The sequence below is a fragment of the Gramella sp. AN32 genome (assembly GCF_023718305.1).
Classification (GTDB): domain Bacteria; phylum Bacteroidota; class Bacteroidia; order Flavobacteriales; family Flavobacteriaceae; genus Christiangramia; species Christiangramia antarctica.
The window spans coordinates 71,229-92,225 of sequence record NZ_QEYO01000005.1 but is presented as its reverse complement, the minus strand read 5'-3'; the positions used below and the strand labels follow the sequence as shown (position 1 = coordinate 92,225).

Below are 20,997 nucleotides of genomic sequence, written 5' to 3'. Positions count from 1 at the left end.
CTCGTTAAAGTCGGCTTAAATATTTATTGACTATAATTAGTCCTGAGCATCTTCCTTAAATTCATCAAACTCACTCTTATTTTGAGATTTAGGCCAGCTGTTGTTATCTACATTAACATCAGCAGTTTCCAGGTCTGGATCTATAGTTATATTGGTAATTTCTTTATTAGACGGAATTACTTTACTAACCACATCATCATTTTTTCTCCAAATTTGAACTGGATATGTTCTTTTTTCTTTAGAACCATCAGCATAGGTAAGCTCAACAATCAATGGCATTACCAAACCTCCCGGTTTTTCAAAAACAACCTGATAAAAATACTTAGGAGCCTTGATGTTCTTTCTTTCCTCTTCGCTGAAGTTATCCATCATATATTGATTCAACGTTGGATTATCCATTAAAGCCTGATCTTTCATTTCAGGTTTAAAAGAGGCGTCATCTTCAGTAACCACATAAAGGGCTTTTATTTCTTCGGGATTCGCACCATATCGCTTTAGCATTTCTGTACCAGCTTCTGTAGGAGTATCCGTAACATAATATTTATTCACTTCTTTGATTCCTATATCAACATTATCTGTCGTATAGAACCAACCTCTCCAGAACCAGTCAAGGTCAACGCTCGAAGCATCTTCCATCGTACGGAAAAAGTCTTCAGGAGTTGGGTGTTTAAACATCCATCTATGAGAATAGGTGTGAAAAGCGTAATCAAACAATTCCCTTCCAAGAACAGTTTCTCTAAGAATATTAAGCGCAGTGGCAGGTTTGCCATAGGCGTTATTTCCTAACTGAAAAACTTCTTCTGGATTGGCCATAATTGGCGAAATATAATCCTGGTTCCCTTTCATGTAAGGCACAATTTTATTGGGTTGTCCCCTTCTGGAAGGATAAGCATCTAATCCCGGGATTGCATTAGGATAGGCTTCCCCAAATTCCTGCTCTGCCATATATTGAACAAAAGTATTGATCCCTTCATCCATCCAACCCCACTGGCGCTCGTCTGAGTTTACGATCATGGGAAAAAAGTTATGTCCAACTTCATGAATAATCACACTTATCATCCCAAATTTTGTACGATCATTATAACTTCCATCTTCATCAGGACGACCATAATTCCAGCAAATCATGGGATATTCCATTCCTTGATTTTTAGCATGTACAGAGACTGCTTTGTGATAAGGATACTGGAAGGTATGGTCTGAATAACTCTTTAAAGTACTGGCAACCGCTCTGGTAGACCATTCTTCCCAAAGAGGATTTCCTTCTTTTGGATATACGGAAACAGCCATAACATCTTTACCCATTACATCTGTCGCCATCATATCAACTATAAATTTTCTTGAAGTTGAAAACGCAAAGTCACGAACCATTTCAGCTTTATATTTCCAGGTATGGGTCTTTTCAGAAAAACCTTTTTCAGCAGCAACCGCTTCTTCCTGAGTACGAATGATCACAGGTTTATCATAAGATTTTTTTGCCTGGTCATATCGTTTCATCATGTCTTTAGTGTAGACATCTTTTCTATTCTGAAGTTCCCCGGTAGCTTCCATGATGTGGTCTGCCGGTACGGTGATATTCACTTCATAATCCCCAAAAGGTAAAGCAAACTCACCACTTCCCCAAAATTGCATATTTTGCCACCCTTCAACATCGTTATAAACCGCCATTCTTGGAAAGAACTGAGCGATCACATACGCTTTGTTCCCGTCTTCAGGAAAAAATTCATAACCGGAACGCGCCCTATTCGTCACGTGATTGTTCACATTATAATTCCATTTGATATCAAAAACATAGCTTTCACCTGCTTTTAAAGGCTGGGGCATATCTATACGCATCATGGTCTCATGAATGGTATATTTTAAATCCTTCCCATTAGCAGCGACTTTTTCAATATTAAAACCGCCATCAAAAGGTTCCTGTAAATAAGTACTGGCAAATCTTTCCGGAGTAGTTGCCGGAGCCATTCCCTCGCCATCTTTAATTAAAGAAGGAGAATCTTTTTTTCTAATATTTTGGTCTAACTGAACCCAAAGATATTCAAGGTCCTGCGGAGAATTATTATGGTAGGTAATTGTCTCTTCACCTTTTATTACTGAATTTTTATCATCCAGCACAATGTCCATTTTATAATCGGCTTCATTCTGATAATAAGAAGGTCCCGGAGCACCTGAAGCAGTTCTATATTGATTAGGAGTTGCAAATTCCATGTACATCTGGCGGAATTTGTTTTGGTTGGTGTGACCTTCCTGCTTTGGCTCCTGCTGTTCTGTATCTTGAGCGGAAAGCCCAACGAAAAAGAACATCATGAACATGGAGCATACAATGTTTAATCTCTTCATTTAAAATATATTTTTAGGATTGCTAAAATAATCTAATTTATCTTTAGAAAGAATTGAAGTTTAAAAAGATGCCAGTTGCGCCCCGGTTTCTTTCATAAGAAGCATACTTTCAATTTTTTTACCTCTCTTCACATGTACAATATTCTTTTGAGCGTCGAAAAGATCGGTGAGAATAAGGTTTTCGACTTTCACTTTTTTAAAGGAATTTACATCCTTCACTTCAATAAAAAGAACGAGTTGATCTGCATCATATTTACTTCCAAGAAAATGTAGATCTAACTTTTTGTTATCTACTTCAATGAACAATTTGTTTTGGAGATATTTTTCTAAAACATCTTTGTTTTTTTTTAGATCCCCCTCATTAGAAAGGCTGATTTCCTGGGCATATCGCTTAGTTAAAACATCTTCAAAATCATTTAAAAAAACCCGGGAGATAATTTGAACATCATGTAAATCTTCACGATATTCAATTTCAGTAACGCTTAAATAAGATTCATGGTCTATCGTTTTAAAGGAAAACAAGGTAAAAACCATACAAAGCAGCACAACAATTCTTTTCATTCTTTCAATTTTCCTGTAAATAGCAATATTTAGTCCAAACCTCTCCAGTTTTTAAATCCATCAATTTTTGTATGCAGATATTCCATAAGAATTAAAGCATTGTTCTTATGAACCACCTCTTTAAACTGGGGATATTTCTGACAAAAATACATAAAATTGAGCCCGTCAATTTCTGCAATACCATATTCGTTCAGGAATATGGAAGGTGATAACATCTCGAATGCTTCGATCGCCAGTTTGCCTTTTTCTGAATTTTCTAAGGCCTTTTTTATTTCCTTAATATTTCCATTAAGGGTATTAAGCAGCAAACTGATGGGATCTGCACTCGCTGAATTTACGGCAAGTTCAAGACTGGAACGTCTTTGCTCCGGAAAAGGAATTCCCAGTTTTTCATAAATAAATTTGGGTAATTTATCAATATCTTTTGAAAGTACCCCGGAAAGCCGAATATCATCCAGATTAATTTCTTCCAGTTCATTGAATTTTGGGAGTAAAACAATTCTTAACAATTGGGGCTGTAAATCCTTTTGATGAATCACATAATTTTTATTTTCCAGTTGTACAGATGAAAAGTATAAAGAATCTTTTAATCCTACGGGAATTTTGAATCTTCCATTCTTATCAGAAGTTGTTCCCTTTTCCGAAGTTAAGTTGATTACATGAATGCCCTGCCTGGAGACAGAATCAGCTATAATTTCGCCGGTAATAATTTGTCTTTCCTGTGCAAAAAGAATGAATGGCTGAAGCAATAAAAAAAACACTAATATCCTCCTAAAAATCATTCATTTTCAAATTTTGTCTCTCCGTTGCGCATCTTTAAAAAACTCTCAAGATTGTTTACATAAAATTCGCGAATACCTATAATATCATTGATCTTGAGCAAATATCTAAACTCAGGTTTCTCTGCACAGTAATAAAGAAAATTCGCTATTTCTGTTTCCGGAAGCCCCATTTCCTGAAGAAAAAAACTTGTTCCTAAATAATTTATTTGTTTTTGTATGCTTAACTCTAATTTGTCCTGTTTATCAAAGTTCTTTTAAATATTTTGTTTTGCCTGAAATCCCATTAATTATTGGATCAAATGGGATAGTTCCTGATAATATGGAAAATACGGTAAGTTTTTGTCCACCCGGGCCAGTAGTTGCCGTAAAAATTCTTCTTTCGGTCTGGCTTATATTCTTTTCAGGATACGGGATATGGTGTTTCTCCCTATCGAAAAACTTAATTTTCGAAAGATCATTGTCAAGATATCCGCTCAATTTTATATTATCTATATTCACCTCCTCCAATTCATTGAATTTCTTCTCCAGCCTCACCTCAATGTACAATCTTCTTAAATCTTCAGTTTGTAAAACATAATTTCGATTTTCAAATTGAAGGGAGGAAAAATAAAGGGTATCTTTTAAGTTTACTGGAATTTTGAAATTCCCATTCTTATCAGTCGTTGTTCCAATTTCTGATGTTAGATTAATCACATGAATACCTTCCCGCGAAATAGAATCGACTATAATTTTGCCGGTAATGATTTGCCTTTCCTGGGCTTTTAAAGTTTCCGGCTGGCAGATAAAAAACAGGCAAACCAGCATGGATATTAAAACACGCATAGATCAATTTTCGGGATCATTTTTCCCATTCCTCAACTGTTCAAACCCCGCTAGGTTTTCAGAATAAAATTGCAGGATCCCAAAAACATCTTTTACATCAATTAAGTGGCGAAATTCTGGTTTTTCTGCACAGTAATAGAGGTAATTGATCACCTCATCATTTTCGATCCCCAGATCATTTACAAAAAAACTAATTCCTGCAGTATTTAAACCACGCTCAGCATATTTGGAAAGAACATCGTTTTTTCTAACCTTTTTCAGCATATTAATTTTCCCGTTGATAGTATTTAAAAGAAGATCTAAAGGAATTCCACCAGCGGAATGTGTAGCCGTGTACATCATGCGTTCATTTTGAGAAATTGGCACTGTATTCTCGGGGATGCCATACATTTCTCGTTTAAAGGTTTTAATTTGCTGGATATCCTCACCCAAATTTCCCGTAAGTTTTATATCACTAATCCTAATCTCATCCAATTCATTCATTTTAGGGTACACTCTCATGACCAGATTTTTCTTTTCAAAGATCTCTTCGGAAATTACAATGATCCTGGTTTCAAATTGAAGGGAAGAAAAAAGTATGCTGTCGTTAACCCGCACAGGAATTTGAAAACTTCCATCCTCTTTGCTCAAACTTCCTTTTTCAATATTAAGGTTTACAACATTTACACTTTGAGGCACAAGACTGTCTGAAATGATCCTGCCTTCCAGCATTATTTCTTCCTGCGCATGGAGATAATTTGCAGCATTGCTAATAAAAATTAGCAGAATTAAATATTTGATTTTCTTCAACAAAACGGATGGTTAGTAAGTAGGTTGATTAACATAACGAACTAAAACATAGTTTTCGCCTATGAACACCCAAAATTCTTCATATAAAGCGCGTAATTAGGTACTTTTACGCTAAATCTTTTCCATGAACGCACTTTTAGCGAGTACTTCAACCCTGCACAATCAACAGTATCTGGAATATCTTGAAAAGGAAATTTCAAACTTATTTAAAGATTCAAAAGAGGTGATCTTTATACCATATGCCCGGCCTGGCGGAATAACGTATGAAGAATATACTGAAAAAGCTTCCGAAGCATTTCTTAAATATGGTATTGAATTGAAAGGAATTCATGAATTTAAAGATCCAATTGCAGCCATCGAAAATGCTGAAGGGGTGTTTACCGGAGGCGGAAATACATTTTTATTGGTTTCAGAATTATATAGAAACGGGGTCATGAATGTTTTACGGGATAAGATTCGCGAGGGAATGCCATATATGGGCACCAGTGCCGGTACCAATATTGCCGGTCTGACCATGCAAACTACTAACGATATGCCTATTGTCTATCCTTCCAGTTTTAAAACTTTAGGGATTATTCCTTTTAATATCAATCCGCATTACCTCGATCCAGATCCAGGTTCTACGCATAAAGGCGAGACAAGAGAGACCCGAATCCATGAATTTCATGCTATAAATTCGCAACCGGTTGTGGGTTTACGAGAAGGAAGCTGGCTTGAAGCAAGAAAAGATCAAATAATTTTGAAGGGTGATTTGGAAGCCAGAATTTTCAGGAAGGATAAACAGCCGGAAGAAGTTAGTACGGACACAGATCTAAGTCATTTAAACTAATATGGAATATCAGCAAATTTTAAATTCGATTTATGAGGAAATGAGCTACCGGGATGTTCGCGGTAGAGTCGCTTCTTATATTCCGGAACTTGCAAAAGTAGATCGCAGAAAATTCGGCATGCATGTTTATTGCGGGGACCATGAGAACTATAGCTTCGGCGATAGTGAAGAAAAGTTTAGCATCCAAAGTATCTCCAAGGTTTTCACTTTGGCAATGGCCATGAGATTGATGGGGGAAGATCTATGGGACAGGGTTTCAGTGGAACCTTCAGGAGATCCTTTCAATAGTTTAATGCAACTGGAATATGAACATGGCATTCCCAGAAATCCGTTTATTAATGCCGGCGCACTTGTTATTGCTGATATTCTGGTAGACCATCTTGATGATCCAAAAAAGGAGTTATTGGACTTCGTTCGAAAACTCACCGGAAATTCAAATATTGATTTTGATCTGAAAGTGGCGGCTTCTGAAAAAGCTACAGGTTATAGAAATTTAGCTTTGGTAAATTATATCAAAGGCCTGGGAAATATTAAAGGTGACGTAGATAAAATTGTAGACTTTTATTTTCACCAATGCAGCATTGAAATGAGCTGCCATGAACTGTCGAAAGCTTTTATGCTTTTCGCGAACCGCGGAAGAATTCTGGAAACCGATGAAAAGATCTTAAAACGCAAGACCGTGAAGCGAATCAACGCATTAATGCAAACCTGCGGATTCTATGATGAAGCGGGTGAATTTAGCTTTCAGGTTGGCTTACCCGGAAAAAGTGGCGTAGGCGGCGGAATTGTTGCCGTGCATCCGGAGAATTATTCCGTAGCCGTTTGGAGTCCCATCCTAAATGAAAAAGGAAATTCTGAACTTGGAATGAAAGCTCTGGAAAGGTTGACCACGCTTACAGGAGTTTCAGTTTTTTAAAAAATAAAAAAATGCCTCCCCTAAGGAAAGCATTCTCTTATAAATTGAACACTGCTAAAATTATAATGCTGCCACGTGCTTAGTCAACTTAGACTTTAAGTTAGCAGCTTTATTATCATGTATAATATTGTTCTTAGCCAGTTTATCTAACATAGAAATTACTGAAGGCAATAATCCCTCTGCTTCTTTCTTATCAGAATCACGCAATTTTTTTATTGCGTTTCTGGTAGTTTTATGCTGGTAGCGATTTCTAAGACGCTTAGTCTCATTGCTACGAATCCTCTTCAACGCCGACTTATGATTTGCCATTATTTTATTGTTTATTAATTTTTTAAAAGTAGTCCGTAGGGGAATCGAACCCCTGTTACCAGGATGAAAACCTGGCGTCCTAACCCCTAGACGAACGGACCATGATTTATTTCAAAAGCAGAATTCCTGCTTAAACATCCTCTGCAACTCAATGCAGAAATTTTAGTAGTCCGTAGGGGAATCGAACCCCTGTTACCAGGATGAAAACCTGGCGTCCTAACCCCTAGACGAACGGACCATTTTTATTTCAAATGCGGATGCAAAAATACAACTATTTTTTAATGCCACAAATGTTGCTGAAAAAAAATTAAAATATTTAATAAGCCTTAGCAAAAAGCACCCTTCTTTCAGATTTTTCCCCAGTAAGTACACATTTTCCCTGCTCTTCTTTAGAATCGAAAGGAATACATCTAATGGTAGCTTTAGTTAACTCTTTAATTCTATTCTCAGTTTCTGAAGTTCCATCCCAATGCGCAGAGATAAAACCTCCTTTATCTTTCAACACTTTTTTGAACTCATCGAAGGTATCAACAGCCGTGATATGTTCATCGCGGAATTTTTTTGCTTTCTCAAATAAATCATCCTGAATTGTAGTCATCAAAGCTTTAATTTTTGAAACCACTTCATCCTGATTTACAAATTCTTTGGTAAGCGTATCCCTTCTGGCAAGCTCAACCGTTCCTTTTTCAAGATCCTTTGGTCCAATCGCTAAACGCACAGGCACTCCCTGAAGCTCGTATTGTGCAAATTTCCATCCCGGCTTTTGATTATCATTGTTATCAAATTTTACGGAAACTCCCACGGCTCGAAGTTCTTTTACCATTTTGTTGGCAACTTCAGAAATTTGCTGCAATTGCTCTTCTCCTTTATATATAGGAATAATTACCACCTGAATAGGCGCCAAATTTGGAGGCAACACCAATCCTTTATCATCACTATGGGTCATGATCAACGCTCCCATCAACCTGGTGGAAACGCCCCAGGACGTTGCCCAAACATATTCTAAACCACCTTCTTTCGATGCATATTTCACATCGAAGGCCTTGGCGAAATTTTGACCCAAAAAATGTGAAGTCCCAGCCTGAAGCGCTTTCCCGTCCTGCATCAGTGCTTCAATACAATAAGTTTCCAAAGCTCCGGCGAACTTTTCATTTTCAGATTTCGCTCCTTTCACTACAGGAATTGCCATGAATTTTTCAGCGAATTCAGCATAGATATCGTTCATTAATTCAGTCTCTTCTAAAGCTTCTTTTTTGGTTTCATGGGCGGTATGCCCTTCCTGCCACAAGAATTCAGAAGTCCTTAAAAATAAGCGAGTCCTCATTTCCCAGCGAACCACATTGGCCCACTGATTTATTTTTATGGGAAGATCCCGATAAGACTGGATCCAGTTCTTATAGGTACTCCAGATTATAGCTTCAGAAGTTGGGCGCACTACAAGTTCTTCCTCCAGTTTCGCTTCAGGATCAACCATCAACTTCCCGGGATTCTCCGGATCATTTTTTAATCTATAATGCGTTACCACTGCACATTCCTTAGCAAAACCTTCCGCATTTTTTTCTTCAGCTTCAAATAAACTTTTGGGAACAAACAATGGAAAATATGCATTTTGATGTCCCGTTTCTTTGAACATCCTATCCAATTCCGCCTGCATCTTCTCCCATATAGCGTAACCGTAAGGTTTAATTACCATGCACCCGCGAACAGCCGAGTTTTCAGCTAAGTCGGCCTTTACCACCAATTCATTATACCATTTGGAATAATCCTGCTCTCTTGTTGTTAGATTCTTGCTCATTACTTGTAATTTGGCATAAAACTTGTATCTTTTTAGGCGTAATCACACTAACCTGTTCGGGCAAAACTAACCATTTTTAGAGTGTCCAACAATTAAAATGAACTACCGATGAAACTTTTTTACTTTTTTCAAAATAAGCTAGGCTTACTTTTCGCACCAGTGGCGATCATGGCTTTAGCATCTTGCGGTTCTTATCAATATTCCGGCTACGAGGCAGATGGTATATATGGTGAAAGCAGACCGGGAATATGGGAACAGGAAATTCCGCAAACTACAGAAGTCAAGCCAAATGGTAATAATTCCTATTATCAGAACCTTTTTGGTCAACAAGCAGATATGTATGGAGAAATTCTTGAAGGAGATGTCTTTACCGATGTTGACTCCTACACTTCTAATGATGGTTACGAAGGTTATTCTGATGTTGGTGGAGATGTAGCTTACGTTCAGGGAAATGCACCATGGGGTAAAGATCCGGACACTTATACCATTAACATCTACAATAATGGATTTGGTGGCTTCTATTCTCCATGGAGCTATGGTTGGGGTTATGGAAATCCTTACTTTGGTTATGGATATCCTTTTTATAATTTTGGCTATGGTGGTTTCTATGATCCTTATTATTCTCCTTTTTGGGGGTATAATAGATGGGCTTATGGTTATGGTGGAGCTTACTGGGGTGCAGGATGGGCCTGGAATTATGGTTATCCTTATTCAGGTTATGGCTATCCCTACCATTCTTATTATGGAAATCATGCTTATTATGGTAATGGTCATGGTAATTATGCCTATCATAACACCAGAAGAGGTAGCCAGGTACAAAATAGGAGTGGCGTTTCTTCCAGAGCATACGCCAATAATTCACGATCTAACACCCGTAGTTCATATTCAAGAAGAATTCAGGAAATAAGAAATACCCGAAGTGGTTCAGATTATAGTTCAAGAACTGCGACTGCAGGTCGTACCTCCACCAATAATCGTGGGGATAATATGTACACACGTACCTCAAGAAGAAGTGCTCCAAGTACCTATGAAGGTTATTCAAGAAGTAGCAACACGAGAGGATATTCTCCCAGCACAACTAGAAGCGGTACCGTAAGATCTTCTGGAACAACAACCAGAAGTACCGGAACCACTACAAGGAGTAGCAGCAATACCTCAACAAGAAGTTCAGGCAACGTGACTAGAGGATCTTCTACAACTACCAGAAGTTCAGGTTCTACTTCCAGAGGTAGCGGAAGAGGTCGAGGATAGAAAAATATGAATACATTAAGAATCAAACCTTACAGCATCATAAACTGTAAGGTTTTTTAATAACAACAAGAATGAAAAATTTTGCCCTTTTACTAATCACAATTTTTAGTTTACAATTAACCTCAGCTCAAACCTTAAATGACGCTTATAGATATTCATCTTCAGAATTAGATGGAACTGCAAGATTTGTGGGAATGAGCGGCGCATTTGGAGCATTAGGCGGAGATATGTCTGCCGTCTCCATAAATCCGGCTTCTTCAGCTGTATTTCTTTCAAGTAATTTCACCGGAAGTATGGTTTACAGAAACAATGATTATTCTAATTCTTTTAATGGTGGCTTAGACCAAAATGAAGATTCTAATTTCGATATTGGGAATTTAGGAGGGGTTTTTATTTTTAATAATACTGATGATAGCAACTGGAAAAAGATATCTCTTGGATTAAACTTTAATACAGTGAATGATTATGATGAAAGTTTTAGCGTTAGGGGAAATTCAAATTCTTCTATAGATCAATATTTTCTGAATTTTGCCCAGGATGTCCCCTTAGATCTTCTACAAACACAGAGCGGGGAATCTATTGCTGAACTCTATCAGTTTCTTGGTGAAAACTATGGTTTTGGATATCAGCAGGCATTATTGGGATTTCAGGGTTACCTCATAGATGTTGATCCTGCCTCTTCGCAAAATCAATACAGCTCATTAATTGCCCCGGGGAATTTCGATCAAAGCTATTCTAAATATGCTACAGGAATCAATGGAAAACTGACCTTTAACGTAGGTACCCAGTATAAGGAAAACCTGTATTTAGGACTCAACCTGAATTCCCATTTCATAAATTATGAAAGCTCTTTTGATTTTAGTGAATTCAACAATAACTCTGGAAGTGAAACTACTGAAGTCTATTTTGGAAATTCTCTTGCCGCAAATGGCGAAGGATTTTCATTTCAGCTTGGAGGAATTACCAAATTTGATAATTTCAGAATAGGCGCTACTTATGATTCACCAATTTGGTTTACAATTAGGGAAGAAACTTCAGAATATCTGGAATCCAACAGCAGCTTAGATGAATATGTGGTAGTTGCTCCTAATGTGATAAACATTTATCCGGAATATACCTTGAGAACTCCCGGCCAGGTAACGGGTAGTTTAGCCTATTTGTTCGGAACAACAGGGCTAATTAGTTTCGATTACAGCCTGAAAGATTATTCAAACACCAAATTCAGACCAGAAAATGATCTTGATTTTCAGGATCTAAATGCCCAGATTTCTTCGGAAATGAAAGCTTCCTCCACCTATAAACTGGGTGCTGAATATAGAATTTCCAAAGTTAGTCTTCGCGGCGGATATCGCTATGTTGAAAGTCCTTATGAAAATGAAACTACCATTGGGAATTTAACAGGATATAGTGCAGGACTTGGTTATAATTTTGGAAATATTAATATCGATCTTGCCTACAGTAATGCCGAATATGACAGCCAGACTCCTGTTTTTAATACCGGCCTAACTACTCCTATTTATGCTCAAAAAGACCTTTCCAAGGTAATTCTTTCGGTGAGTTTTGGATTGTAAATTTTAACGGATGAGGGAAAAATTAGTCGAATACTCTTTACTGGTATTGGTTGATTTTTCCCTTACCTGTATTTTAAACCAATAATCATCTGCCGGTAAGGGAACCCCATTAAAGGTACCATCCCAGCCTTTATTGCTTGAAGGATCCAATTGTTTCAACAACTTTCCGTATCTATCAAAGACATAAAGCTTTTCAATCTGGAAACTATTGTCGCTAATGATGTTCCATGTATCATTATAACCATCTCCATTTGGTGAGAAAAATCTTTTATAACCAATTAAAAAGAAAGGCTCACTGGTAACTTGCCCGCAATTTTGAGCATCTCTAACACTTACGGTATGCACACCCGGGGGAACATCTCTAAAAGAATCATTACCAGTCCAACTTCCATCATCCAGTTGATATTCATAGCCGGGAAATTCTAATCCCAGACCTCCACCTGGCAATACTTTTACCGTGTAACCGTTCCCAAAATCTGATCCTGAAACCTCAACACTAACACTCTCAGGCGGTGATACCTGAATAACCTGAGTGGCCAAACTTGTTTGACAGCCACTTGGAATATGTGTAATGCTTAAATTAAAATTTAAAACTGAAGGTAATTCCGTTATATTTAAAATAGGTTCTGTGCTAATAATTTCTGTACCGGCGGTCCATTCAAAAGAATAATCATTACCAATATTAGTCCCAATTTGAAAGGGAGATTGTAAATTTCCATTGATATCCACACATACCAGGGTACTTTCGTCTATAGAAATTTCAGGAAAAACGAATGAACTAAGCCGGAAGCTGGTTACCGGAGATAAACATTCACTTTCAAGCTGCAATACACGGGCAAAAATTTCCTTACCACTTTCGAAAGGATACACTCCCGGATTTTCAATTTCGTTGTTATCATTTTCTGCATCCTCATTATTATCATAATAAATGACCGTATAATTGGACGGATTAGCATTTGCTGAAATAAGCTCTGATGCTGTTGAAGTTAAATCTATAGTCTCAGTACTCTCCGCACATATAAAAAGATCATTTGCTTCTCCTACCTGCGGATTATCATAGAAGGTAACGGTGACATCTTCAGTTGCACTTACCTCTTCAAACGTATCTATAACTTCCAGGCGATAAACCCCAGATTCTGTAACCGTGAATACCGGATTATCTGCTCCCGGGATAATGTCGAAATTACCCGTATTCTCGTTAAATATATACCATTGGTATAAATCAGCTTCATCTGTAGTACCATCTAAGGTATATTCAGTCTCACCACAAACAGGAACATTTCCCCCAAGGGAGCCTCCCAGGATTGAACAATCTGTAGAACCCTGATTTCCGCCGGTATTGGATTGTTGCAGACTTATAAAACCCCGAATCCTTTCGAAATTAGTAATCATCACTACATACACACTATTTGCCTCAGCATTGGGGATTCGCATGATTTCTACAGCATCTGGCAAATACGAACAATCCACAATATTCCCTCCACTTAGGGCAGAATTCGTACATAATGGATCATCCCTTTTAAAAGGCCCCCAAACGACAAAATCTACATCTAAAGGCGCTCCTGTGCCATTGCTATTCGCGTATTGTGAGATTCTAAATTCAAGATTTCCAGGATCCTCAACCTTCAGAAAAAACCAGGAAGGATAAGGTGTTTCTTCTAGGCAGCCGTAATCGGGTCCAAACTCACCTGTACTTTGGGTACTGTTTCCCGGGTTGGAATTGGGAAAAGTTAATCGCTCATTCCCAGCGCAAAAAGGTTCGATTTGGTCGCATAATGCGCCCTGAGCCTGAACACCGTTTATCGTGAAAAAGCAATAAACAATAAATAAAATAGAAAATTCTTTAATCCTCATTCCCCAAATCCAATCTGGTGCAAAATATGAAATATTATGCATTTCCTCTGCAATGATAGCTACAAAGCATAACGCAAAAACCTTATAAATATGTATCTTTGCAAGCCTATATTAATTTTACCGACCATTAATGCAAAAAGCATGAAAATAGATAAAATTCTTACCGAAATCGAAGAAATGGGTGATGCACATGCAGGCAGCAGTGCACATACCCCACTAAGAGAGGATGCATTTGAAAAAAGTGATGCTGAAAAGATTGAGGAAATCCAGGAGAATGTGAGAAAGATCATGGAAACCCTTGGTCTTGATCTTACTGATGACAGCCTAAAAGGCACTCCCATGAGAGTGGCAAAAATGTATGTGAACGAAGTGTTTTCAGGTCTTCACCCAAAAAGAAAACCAAAAGCTTCAGTTTTCGAGAATAAATACCAATATGGTGAAATGCTGGTTGAAAAAAACATTACGGTTTATTCAACCTGCGAACATCATTTATTACCCATCGTGGGTAGGGCCCATGTAGCCTATATTTCCAATGGGACTGTTGTTGGACTTTCTAAAATGAACAGGATCGTAGATTACTATGCAAAAAGACCTCAGGTTCAGGAAAGGATGACCATGCAAATAGTACATGAACTTCAAAATGTTCTTGGCACCGTAGATGTTGCCTGTGTTATTGATGCTAAGCATCTTTGCGTGAACAGTCGGGGCATTAGGGATATAGAAAGCAGTACTGTAACAAGTGAATTTGGCGGAGCTTTCAAGAAAAAGGAAGTTCGTCGTGAATTTCTTGATTATATTAAATTAGATACTACTTTCTAAAAAAACCTTTCATGGCGCTTTACCAGGATCAAACCTTGAAAATTTACAATTCAATGAGTGGTGAAAAAGAGGTTTTCACCCCAATTAATGAAGGAAATGTTGGAATGTATGTTTGTGGACCTACAGTCTACAGCAATGTTCACTTGGGAAATTGCCGCACTTTTATTTCTTTTGATCTTGTTTTCCGGTATTTGAAACATCTTGGATATAAAGTTCGCTATGTAAGAAATATTACTGATGCCGGTCATCTTGAAAATGATACGGACAGCGGCGAAGATCGCATTGCTAAAAAGGCAAGGATCGAGCAAATTGAACCTATGGAAGTGGTACAACGCTATACCGTAGATTTCCATAATATCCTGCAAAAGTTCAACAATCTGCCACCAAGCATTGAGCCCACCGCAACCGGTCACATTGTTGAGCAAATCGAAATCATAAAAACCATTCTTGAAAAAGGTTATGCTTATGAAGCAAATGGTTCGGTTTATTTTGACGTTTTAAAGTTCAATGAAGATCACTCTTACGGGAAATTAAGTGGCAGGGCGATTGAAGATATGATTGCCAACACTAGAGAACTCTCTGCGCAAAGCGATAAGAAAAATCCTCAGGATTTTGCTTTATGGAAAAAAGCCGAACCCCAACATATTATGCGCTGGCCTTCACCCTGGAGTGATGGATTTCCCGGCTGGCACCTGGAGTGTACAGTGATGAGCACAAAATATTTAGGGGAAGAATTCGATATTCACGGCGGTGGAATGGATTTAAAATTTCCGCACCACGAATGTGAGATTGCCCAGGGAGAAGCGGCTACAGGAAAATCACCGGTTAATTATTGGCTCCATGCTAATATGCTTACGCTAAACGGCAAGAAAATGGCCAAAAGCACCGGGAATTTTATTTTACCTGAAGATATCTTTACCGGCGACAATGATATTCTTGGAAAGTCATTTTCTCCAAATGTTGCCAGGTTTTTTATATTACAGGCACATTACCGAAGCATTCTCGATTTTTCATCGGAAGCCTTATCAGCAAGTGAAAAAGGATTTAATCGATTGATGGATGCTTATCATTCTATCGAAGAATTGCCTGTTTCATCTGCTTCTGAAGCTACTATTTCAGCATGGAAACAAAATTGTTATGATGCCCTCAACGATGATTTCAACAGCCCCATTCTAATTGCCAAATTATTTGATGCGGTTAAAATGATCAATTCAGTAAAGGATGGATCTTTAAAAATTTCCGAAGGAGATAAAGAAGAATTAAAAACGAGCATGAGTGCATTTTTGTTTGATATCCTTGGGATCATGGACGCTCAAACTGAAGCAAGCCTCGATGCCGATAAACTTTCCGGAGCTGTAAATCTTTTAATACAACTACGCGCAGAAGCAAGGAGCAACAAGAATTTCGCTTTAAGCGATCAAATTAGGGATCAGCTACAGGAAATTGGGATTCAGTTGAACGATGGAAAAGATGGAACTACCTTTTCGTTAAATTGACAGAATGATAGGTAAATGGGTAAGTAGTTTGCTGATTGGACTGGTGAATTTTTATAAAAAATTTATTTCACCTATAACTCCATCAGCCTGTAGGTACGAACCCACTTGTTCTACCTATATGATTGAAGCCATACAAATTCATGGACCACTAAAAGGTTTTTGGATGGGATTAAAAAGAATAGGAAGATGTAATCCCTGGGGTGGTTGTGGTTATGATCCTGTGCCTGCAAAAACGGATAACAAAGCGAGTTAAAGAATTTCCAAATACGTATATTTACCCATAATCAAAAAACTAACCAATGCTTTTTAATGCCATACGCTGGAATCCTTCTGAAGGTCTGGATTTAGGAATTCTCACTATACACTATTACAGTGTCATGTTTTTGATCGCCTTTACACTTGGGTGGTATATCATGAAGCGAATTTTTATTCGTGAAAATATTGAAGTTGAAAAACTGGACTCCCTTTTCATTTATACAGTTTTGGCCACTCTAATCGGCGCAAGATTGGGCCATGTTATATTTTATGATTGGGATTATTTTCAAAATCATTTATTGGAGATCTTCTTACCAGTAAGATTCGAACCGGAATTTGAATTTACCGGATTTCGCGGCTTAGCCAGTCATGGTGCCGCGATTGGAATTATCGTAGCCATGTATCTTTATACAAAGCGAATATTACAAAAACCCGTTTTATTTATTTTAGACAGAATAGTTATCCCGGTTGCCAGCGGTGCAATTTTCGTAAGGATTGGCAACTTTATCAATTCAGAAATTATAGGAAAACCAACCAATTCAGATTATGGCGTGATCTTCGAGAAATTAGGTGAAGACTTTCCACGGCATCCCGCCCAATTATATGAATCCATCAGCTACCTGGTGATATTTTTAATTCTATGGTTCATCTACTGGAAAACTGAAAAACGCTTTAAACTGGGTTATATATTTGGTTTATTTTTAGTGCTATTGTGGACGGTACGATTTTTCGTAGAATTTGTGAAAGAGGCACAGGTTGAGGAACGGGCGATGTGGTTATTCAATACAGGACAATGGCTTAGTATTCCCTTTATAATAGCCGGTTTATACTTTATGTTTAGACCTGCACAGAAGACGTACACTACATGAAAAAGAACTGGTTGAAATTAGGCTTGATCACCCTCGCCTTTCAAATTTCTTTTGTTTCCTGTAAAGAGGAAACAACTAAAGAAAATATGGAGACCAATGAAATTTCCTTTGAAAAAGAAGGGGAATTATACCTTATAAAAAATTCCGGAGATACTATTCAGAAGCTTGATATCGAGTTTGCAAGAACTCCATACGAGATTGAAACCGGTTTGATGTATCGGGATGGGATGGAGGACAACCAGGGAATGTTATTTGTTTACAATTATTCAAGCCAGCATGGTTTCTGGATGAAAAACACCTATTTCCCATTGGATATCATTTATTTTGATGCAGATAGCACTCTGGTAAATATCCAGGCGAATGCGGAACCAAGAAGCGAAACCAGCTTGCCTTCAGATGGGCCAGCACAATTTGTTTTGGAGATCAATGGCGGACTTTCAGAAAAATGGAACCTGGAAAAAGGTGATAAAATTTCTTTCGAAGAATTATAAAAAAATAGTGTTATAAAATAATTGTTTGTCCGTAAAGCATCCTAAACTGAAAAATGATGTCATTCTGAACTTGTTTCAGAATCTCATTTCAATGTAAATCAATGTAATATGGAGACCCTGAAATAAATTCAGGGTGACGAAAAAACTTTTAGGGCAGAAAACGGATATACATTTAAATAAAAAAGGCTTTCCGGTTTGGAAAGCCTTTTTCTATGCTCTAATTTCTAATTTCTGAATATTATACAGTCTTTGCTTCCTCTAATTCAGCTTTCTTCTTTCTCTCAATTTTAGATTTGTCTGAAACACTATCAAACATTACCGGTGTCGCGATAAACAGGGATGAGTATGTACCCACGATCACACCAATGATCAGGGCGAACATAAATCCTCTTATTCCTTCACCACCAAAAATAAAGATCGCAATCAATACTACCAAGGTAGTAAGGGAGGTGTTTAAAGTTCTACTCAAAGTACTGTTTAATGCAGCATTAATGGTTTTACCAAGCGGCCAGGTATTATGTTCCGCAACATATTCCCTAATCCTGTCAAATACTACCACGGTATCATTTAGCGAGTAACCAATCACCGTTAATATCGCCGCAATAAACGCCTGATCTATTTCCATGCTGAAAGGCATAACACTGTGTAACAATGAGAATATACCCAATACAATTAATACATCATGGAAAACCGCTGCAACCGCTCCTAAGCTGAACTGCCACTTACGGAATCTTAGGAGAATATAGAGAAATACTACTATTAGCGATCCAATTACCGACCAGAAAGATGCATTTTCAATATCATCGGCAATGGTTGCACCTACCTTCATAGATTGCATAATACCTACTGCTTTTTCATCTCCACCACTACTAAACTGCTCATACGTAATATCTGAAGGCAAATAAGGCTTTAATGCGCCAAACAGGCTTTGCTGGATTTCTTCATCAACTTCTGCTCCCTGATCATTAACACGATACTTCGTAGTAATTTTCAATTGATTATCCGGGCCAAAAGTTTTTGCTTCGGCACTTTCAAAAGCAGCGATAAGATCTTTCTCCACTGCAGTTGGGTTCACATCATCAGCAAATCGAACTGTATAGGTTCTCCCACCTACGAAATCCACCCCTTCGTTAAGACCCTGGGTTAACAATGATCCTAAACTTATAATGATCAATAAACCGGAAACGATATAGGCCATTTTCCTTTTACCAAGGAAATCAAAATTCATATTCGTGAATAAATTCTTGGTAATAGATGTAGAAAATGCCAGGGATTTACCTTTTACTCCATATCCATCAATAAACAATCTTGTGATAAAAATTGCCGTAAATAAAGACGTTGCAATACCTATTAACAAAGTAGTTGCAAAACCTTTGATGGGTCCGGTTCCAAGAACAAATAAAATAATACCTGTTAAACCAGTAGTTATGTTAGCATCAAGGATGGAAGATAAAGCATTGCTAAAACCATCTTTAATCGCATCGCGCTGTATTTTACCTTTGGCAAGCTCTTCTTTGATACGTTCAAAAATAAGTACGTTCGCATCAACCGACATACCTATGGTTAATACGATACCGGCAATACCAGGCAAGGTTAAAACAGCTCCAAGGCCTGCCAAAATCCCGAAGATGAATAAAATGTTTACGGCAAGGGCGATATCTGCAAAAAGACCCGCTTTGCCATAATATAAGATCATCCATAAAAGAACAAGGATCAAAGCTATAACAAAAGATAAAATACCACTGTCAATTGCTTCCTGACCTAAGGATGGACCTACAACTTCACTTTGAATAATTTCTGCAGAAGCAGGTAATTTACCGGCACGTAACACGTTAGCTAAATCCTGACCTTCAGTTATTGAAAAATCACCTGAGATCTCACTCCTACCACCTGAAATTGCCCCGGTAGAAACGCCCGGTGCTGAATACACAACGTTATCCAGGACAATGGCGATATTGCTTTGTTCATTAGAGGCCTGACTGGTCATATCTTCCCATATCTTGGCTCCCGTACCATCCATTTGCATGGTAACGGCAATACGACCTAACTGATCAAAAGTTTGCTGGGCATCGGTAATAACACTTCCGCTTAACGGCGGTTCCATAGTTCTATTACCTTTTAACGCATATAAAGAAGCAGTTTCAGAATCTGCATCTGGTACACCCCATACAAATTTCGCATAACGAAGATTATTGGGAAGAAGATTACGCACCTGAGGGGTCGTAATATATCCCATTACTTTTGCTGTATCCTGAACATGGAAATTCCCCAGAACAGGTCCTCCCTGATAACCAGGAGACACTAAAAGATCAAAAATGGGATTTGCTGAAGTTGCAACCTCGGTACTGTCTTCTGCATCTGCAAGCAATTCATCAATTTCACTATCTCCGGTTGTTGCCGTAGTATCGGTTTCTTCCTGAGTACTTGTCTTTTCTGAACGTTGAAGTTCAATTAATTTATTATTTGCCTGTACAAGGAAGCTTCCTATTTCAGAATTCTTATACACATGCCAGAATTCTAATTGCGCCGTACTTTGAAGTAAATTTTTGACCCTGCTGATGTCTTTTGCTCCGGGCAATTCAACTAAAATTCTTCCTGAATTTCCCAAACGCTGAATATTAGGCTGAGTTACGCCAAATTTATCAATACGCTTTCTCAATACTTCAAAAGCTGAAGTGATGGATTCATCAATTTTAGTTCTTATGATGGGCTCAACTTCCTGATTGCTCATATTAAAGTTAACCTCATCACTTAATGTCTTATTCGCGAAAACATCTGGAGAAGCCAGTTTTGCACCTGGAATATCATTAAAAGCGTCAAAGAAAAGATCTACATAATCATCCTGGCTATCGGCCTGTGCAGCATCAGCTTCAGCTAAAGCTTTTCTAAAAGCCGGATCATTGCTATCATTTGCCAGCCCGCTAAGAATGTCTTTTACAGAAATTTGAAGAATAACGTTGATCCCTCCTTTAAGGTCAAGACCTTTGTTTAGTTCTTTATCCTTGGCATTATTGTAAGTGATTCCGGCGAAAATATCCTCATTTCCAATGGAGTCCAGATATCTGGCTTCGGCAGCATCCCTTTTTTGTGAATAGTCCTCAACATCATCCCCGTAAGCTCTTACAGCAAACTCTTCCGCATCACTTTCAACCTTATTGGTAAAGAATGTAAAAGACAGCTGATAAAGACATACCAGCCCAAACAATATTGCAAAAACTTTAATCAGTCCTTTATTCTGCATTATTCCTCAA

Annotated in this window: 18 protein-coding genes and 2 tRNA genes; 9 read left to right on the top strand and 11 right to left on the bottom strand. The window is 37.9% G+C overall.

The genetic code is table 11. The features are described from left to right. Positions 1 to 36: 36 nt before the first annotated feature. The 5 genes from DHD80_RS07635 to DHD80_RS07615 form a co-directional block, all read right to left on the bottom strand. Positions 37 to 2,337: a M1 family metallopeptidase gene (locus DHD80_RS07635; protein WP_251740567.1), complete on the bottom strand. Its 2,301-nt coding sequence runs from the start codon at positions 2,335 to 2,337 to the stop codon at positions 37 to 39. 60 nt (positions 2,338 to 2,397) lie between these two features. Further along, entirely contained in the window at positions 2,398 to 2,898 is a 501-nt protein-coding gene (locus tag DHD80_RS07630; RefSeq protein WP_251740566.1) for a DUF6702 family protein, read from the bottom strand. 29 nt (positions 2,899 to 2,927) lie between these two features. Then, positions 2,928 to 3,680 carry a carboxypeptidase-like regulatory domain-containing protein gene (locus tag DHD80_RS07625; RefSeq protein ID WP_251740565.1) on the bottom strand — a complete coding sequence of 251 codons (753 nt, stop codon included), beginning with the start codon at positions 3,678 to 3,680 and terminating at the stop codon, positions 2,928 to 2,930. A gap of 243 nt (positions 3,681 to 3,923) precedes the next feature. After that, positions 3,924 to 4,502: a carboxypeptidase-like regulatory domain-containing protein gene (locus DHD80_RS07620; protein WP_251740564.1), complete on the bottom strand. Its 579-nt coding sequence runs from the start codon at positions 4,500 to 4,502 to the stop codon at positions 3,924 to 3,926. A 3-nt stretch (positions 4,503 to 4,505) separates the two neighbouring features. Then, on the bottom strand, positions 4,506 to 5,294 hold the full coding sequence (locus DHD80_RS07615; RefSeq protein WP_251740563.1) for a hypothetical protein: 789 nt from the start codon (positions 5,292 to 5,294) through the stop codon (positions 4,506 to 4,508). 121 nt (positions 5,295 to 5,415) lie between these two features. Between DHD80_RS07615 and pepE the strand changes: the two genes are divergently transcribed. Together pepE and DHD80_RS07605 are read left to right on the top strand one after the other, a co-directional pair. Then, entirely contained in the window at positions 5,416 to 6,120 is a 705-nt protein-coding gene (pepE, locus tag DHD80_RS07610; RefSeq protein ID WP_251740562.1) for a dipeptidase PepE, read from the top strand. Position 6,121: 1 nt separating this feature from the next. After that, on the top strand, positions 6,122 to 7,036 hold the full coding sequence (locus DHD80_RS07605) for a glutaminase (protein WP_251740561.1): 915 nt from the start codon (positions 6,122 to 6,124) through the stop codon (positions 7,034 to 7,036). Between the two features lie 60 nt (positions 7,037 to 7,096). Here DHD80_RS07605 and rpsT read toward each other — a convergent pair whose 3' ends face one another. The 4 genes from rpsT to proS all read right to left on the bottom strand — a co-directional run bounded on the left by rpsT (position 7,097) and on the right by proS (position 9,140). Next, entirely contained in the window at positions 7,097 to 7,345 is a 249-nt protein-coding gene (rpsT, locus tag DHD80_RS07600; RefSeq protein ID WP_251740560.1) for a 30S ribosomal protein S20, read from the bottom strand. A 29-nt stretch (positions 7,346 to 7,374) separates the two neighbouring features. Beyond that, positions 7,375 to 7,446 (bottom strand) — tRNA-Glu (locus DHD80_RS07595). A gap of 65 nt (positions 7,447 to 7,511) precedes the next feature. Then, positions 7,512 to 7,583 (bottom strand) — tRNA-Glu (locus tag DHD80_RS07590). A gap of 78 nt (positions 7,584 to 7,661) precedes the next feature. Continuing rightward, the gene (gene proS / locus DHD80_RS07585; RefSeq protein WP_251740559.1) at positions 7,662 to 9,140 is read right to left on the bottom strand and encodes a proline--tRNA ligase; all 1,479 of its coding nucleotides are present in this window, start codon (positions 9,138 to 9,140) and stop codon (positions 7,662 to 7,664) included. A 108-nt stretch (positions 9,141 to 9,248) separates the two neighbouring features. On the opposite strand from proS, the gene DHD80_RS07580 reads away from it, so the two are divergent. Together DHD80_RS07580 and DHD80_RS07575 are read left to right on the top strand one after the other, a co-directional pair. Next, entirely contained in the window at positions 9,249 to 10,391 is a 1,143-nt protein-coding gene (locus DHD80_RS07580) for a hypothetical protein (protein ID WP_251740707.1), read from the top strand. 71 nt (positions 10,392 to 10,462) lie between these two features. Continuing rightward, positions 10,463 to 11,962, top strand: a complete 1,500-nt coding sequence (locus DHD80_RS07575) for a transporter (RefSeq protein ID WP_251740558.1) — start codon at positions 10,463 to 10,465, stop codon at positions 11,960 to 11,962. 3 nt (positions 11,963 to 11,965) lie between these two features. Here the strand turns inward: DHD80_RS07575 and DHD80_RS07570 are convergent, their stop codons facing one another. Continuing rightward, positions 11,966 to 13,858 (bottom strand): T9SS type B sorting domain-containing protein, encoded by a 1,893-nt coding sequence (locus tag DHD80_RS07570; protein ID WP_251740557.1) that lies wholly within the window; start codon positions 13,856 to 13,858, stop codon positions 11,966 to 11,968. A 99-nt stretch (positions 13,859 to 13,957) separates the two neighbouring features. Here DHD80_RS07570 and folE point away from each other — a divergent pair, with 99 nt between their 5' ends. From folE to DHD80_RS07545, 5 genes are read left to right on the top strand one after another with little or no spacing between them, the layout of a single operon-like run. Then, a complete protein-coding gene (gene folE / locus DHD80_RS07565; protein ID WP_251740556.1) occupies positions 13,958 to 14,635 on the top strand; it encodes a GTP cyclohydrolase I FolE in 678 nt (225 codons plus the stop codon). An 11-nt stretch (positions 14,636 to 14,646) separates the two neighbouring features. After that, positions 14,647 to 16,131 carry a cysteine--tRNA ligase gene (cysS, locus tag DHD80_RS07560; RefSeq protein WP_251740555.1) on the top strand — a complete coding sequence of 495 codons (1,485 nt, stop codon included), beginning with the start codon at positions 14,647 to 14,649 and terminating at the stop codon, positions 16,129 to 16,131. 4 nt (positions 16,132 to 16,135) lie between these two features. Continuing rightward, entirely contained in the window at positions 16,136 to 16,384 is a 249-nt protein-coding gene (gene yidD / locus DHD80_RS07555) for a membrane protein insertion efficiency factor YidD (protein ID WP_251740554.1), read from the top strand. Positions 16,385 to 16,430: 46 nt separating this feature from the next. Continuing rightward, complete coding sequence (lgt, locus tag DHD80_RS07550; protein ID WP_251740553.1) at positions 16,431 to 17,255, top strand: prolipoprotein diacylglyceryl transferase; 825 nt, start codon at positions 16,431 to 16,433, stop codon at positions 17,253 to 17,255. Next, positions 17,252 to 17,746, top strand: coding sequence for a DUF192 domain-containing protein (locus tag DHD80_RS07545; RefSeq protein WP_251740552.1), 495 nt, complete (start codon positions 17,252 to 17,254; stop codon positions 17,744 to 17,746). The genes lgt and DHD80_RS07545 overlap by 4 nt, the downstream gene beginning before the upstream one ends. A gap of 238 nt (positions 17,747 to 17,984) precedes the next feature. On the opposite strand, the gene secDF is transcribed toward DHD80_RS07545, so the two are convergent. After that, positions 17,985 to 20,987 (bottom strand): protein translocase subunit SecDF, encoded by a 3,003-nt coding sequence (gene secDF, locus DHD80_RS07540; RefSeq protein ID WP_251740551.1) that lies wholly within the window; start codon positions 20,985 to 20,987, stop codon positions 17,985 to 17,987. Between the last annotated feature and the right edge of the window lie 10 nt (positions 20,988 to 20,997).